The 2,343-nt window shown below is 24.9% G+C and carries 3 protein-coding genes; all 3 read right to left on the bottom strand.

Features of this window, described 5'->3' with window-relative positions; genetic code table 11:
• Positions 1 to 859: DNA-processing protein DprA (locus J7G74_RS16325; RefSeq protein ID WP_297137345.1), on the bottom strand; the 859-nt coding region annotated here is incomplete at its 3' end.
• 260 nt (positions 860 to 1,119) lie between these two features.
• Positions 1,120 to 1,698 carry a GNAT family N-acetyltransferase gene (locus J7G74_RS16320; RefSeq protein ID WP_297137342.1) on the bottom strand — a complete coding sequence of 193 codons (579 nt, stop codon included), beginning with the start codon at positions 1,696 to 1,698 and terminating at the stop codon, positions 1,120 to 1,122.
• Positions 1,699 to 2,044: 346 nt separating this feature from the next.
• Positions 2,045 to 2,137, bottom strand: a complete 93-nt coding sequence (locus J7G74_RS16860) for a spore coat protein (RefSeq protein WP_334299750.1) — start codon at positions 2,135 to 2,137, stop codon at positions 2,045 to 2,047.
• Between the last annotated feature and the right edge of the window lie 206 nt (positions 2,138 to 2,343).

Here is a 2,343-nt window from a genome sequence, read left to right as displayed (position 1 = left end):
TTAAAGAATCATAATTATAAATAGGAATTATATTTTTATCTTCTAATATTTTTTTATTGCCACTAATTTTATCAATACTTATATTTTTATTGGGTATACAGCAACTTATTAATTTATTTTGTTTTTTGCCAAAGTAAACAGTATGCATAGTTCCACTATTTATAGAACACTCGATTATAACTATTCCTATGGAAAGAGCACTTTGTAACCTATCTCTTTCAATGAATTGATATTTCAAAGGTGGTTGATTGGGAAAGTATTCACTTACTAAGCACCCATCATTTAAAATTATTTCTTTAGATAAATTTATGTTGGATTTTGGATAAATGTGATTAATTCCACAAGGTAGCACTGCTATAGTTCTTTTGTTACTACTAGTACATATTTTATGAGCATAAGTATCACATCCACAAGCTAGTCCACTAACTATTATAAAATTTTTATCTAAAAAATATCTACTAATATGATTTGCGTATTCTTTTCCATAAATGCTAGGGAATCGAGATCCAACTATAGCAATGGATTTGGTATAATTTAGACAATTGATATTTCCTTTGTAAAAAAGGAGCACGGGGTTATCATCTATTATTTTGAGCTTATTTGGAAAGTTTTTATCTAAAATAGTAATTATGCCTATTTTATTTTTGTTACAATATGAAATAATACTTTTTGCTTTAGTTTGTGATTGAATAATATCTTCTATTTTTAGAAAAGAAAATTTATTTATTTTATTTATGAAAGATAAAATATTATGACATTCAAGTGTTTTTGGAAGGTTTTCTTTTAATAAATTATTTATTGTTTTTCGTCCAATTCCATTTATATTCAGCAAGGTTAATATTAGTTCTTTATAATACATATTATACTCCCAGTTTATAATAATTAAGTCATTTTTATATAGGATTTACAAATTTAGATAAATTTATGTTGAATAATATGAAAGGGTAGTAAATTTTGATTTAATTTAATAAATCATCTTCAATACTGCATAAGTGATTGGGTTAAGAATATTGATAAATATCAACAATTTTGATAGAGTTTTGTTTAGTTACATGAAAAAATAGGCTATTAATAGCCTATTTTTATTTTAAGAAAACTTTTATTACTAACTATAAAAAACTATATACATTCATTTAAAATACTTTCAACTATGTTTTTATCCAAATCATTAATGCTTATAAATTTTTTCGGAGGATTATCAAAGTTTGATATAACTTTACAAAGATAAGATAAATTATGCCAATTTCCTAACTTATATCCTGTATTAGGATGAAGACCAACTTCTTCAAATCCAAAGTATTTATGAAGTTTTTCACTACTCTCATTTGGAGTAACTACAAGTGCATATACATTTACTATATTTTGATGAGTTAAAATTTTAAGTAAAGCAGAGTATAGGGATTTACCTATTCCTTGTCCTCTATAGTTTGTATCAATATATATAGAAAGTTCTACATTCCAATTAAAAGCAGCTCTACTCATAGCTCTGTTTGCATAGGCATATCCTGCAATTTTTCCATCTATTTCACAAACTAAATAAGGATAGTCTTTGCATATATTTTTTATTCTAGTAGAGAATTCATCCAAACTAGGGATGTCATATTCAAAAGTGATAGCAGTATTCTTAATATATGGTTCATATATAGATAATATTTTTTCTGTATCGTCTATTGTTGCAAATCTAATATGTTTTTTCATAATAACACCTTCTTTTATAATATCTATTAAAATTGTACATATTGTACAAAGTATAATCAATAAAAATTATGGAATAAATATTAATTTACGAATAAAAAATTCGTTTTGCTTAAGCCACTATGTGGGCAATCCACTTCATGTCGCTGATAATCTGCCTTTGGGCGACGTGTCGGAGAATGATTTTGTTAACACTTCAGGTAACGCTGTTGCTAAAAACTTACTTTTTACAACTTCTCAAACTAATTGATAATACTTTAATCTAGGAGTTTTCAACAGTTGCAATCTCAATATAAGCTCCTTATATGTAAAAAATCCTCAACATTAATGCTGAGAATAAAAATATAAATTAGTTATACATACCATGTTGATTCATATAATTATAAATCTTTTCACCATGATCTTGTTCTTCTTTTTGAATATGATTTAAAACTTGTCTAATATTAGTTTGAATATAATTCTTACTTTAGGGAATAATTACAATTATAAAACCTTTATTTTTTTATTCTTGATTTTATTTATATTCTCGGTTTCTTAATTAAGATATTGTACTGAAAAAAGCCAGGCATCGGATACCTGGCTTTTTAATTAAAAAAATGTCATAAATAGTAACCAAAAATCGATTTTTTTATATTATAAAGTATAAGT

The sequence above is a fragment of the Terrisporobacter sp. genome (assembly GCF_017888745.1).
In the GTDB taxonomy this organism is placed as follows: domain Bacteria; phylum Bacillota; class Clostridia; order Peptostreptococcales; family Peptostreptococcaceae; genus Terrisporobacter.
This window is presented reverse-complemented; position numbering and strand designations above follow the sequence as displayed.

Coding starts and splice junctions, on each gene's coding strand:
- J7G74_RS16320 (WP_297137342.1), bottom strand. CDS start 1,698: ATGAAAAAACATATTAGATTTGCAACAATAGACGATACAGAAAAAATA.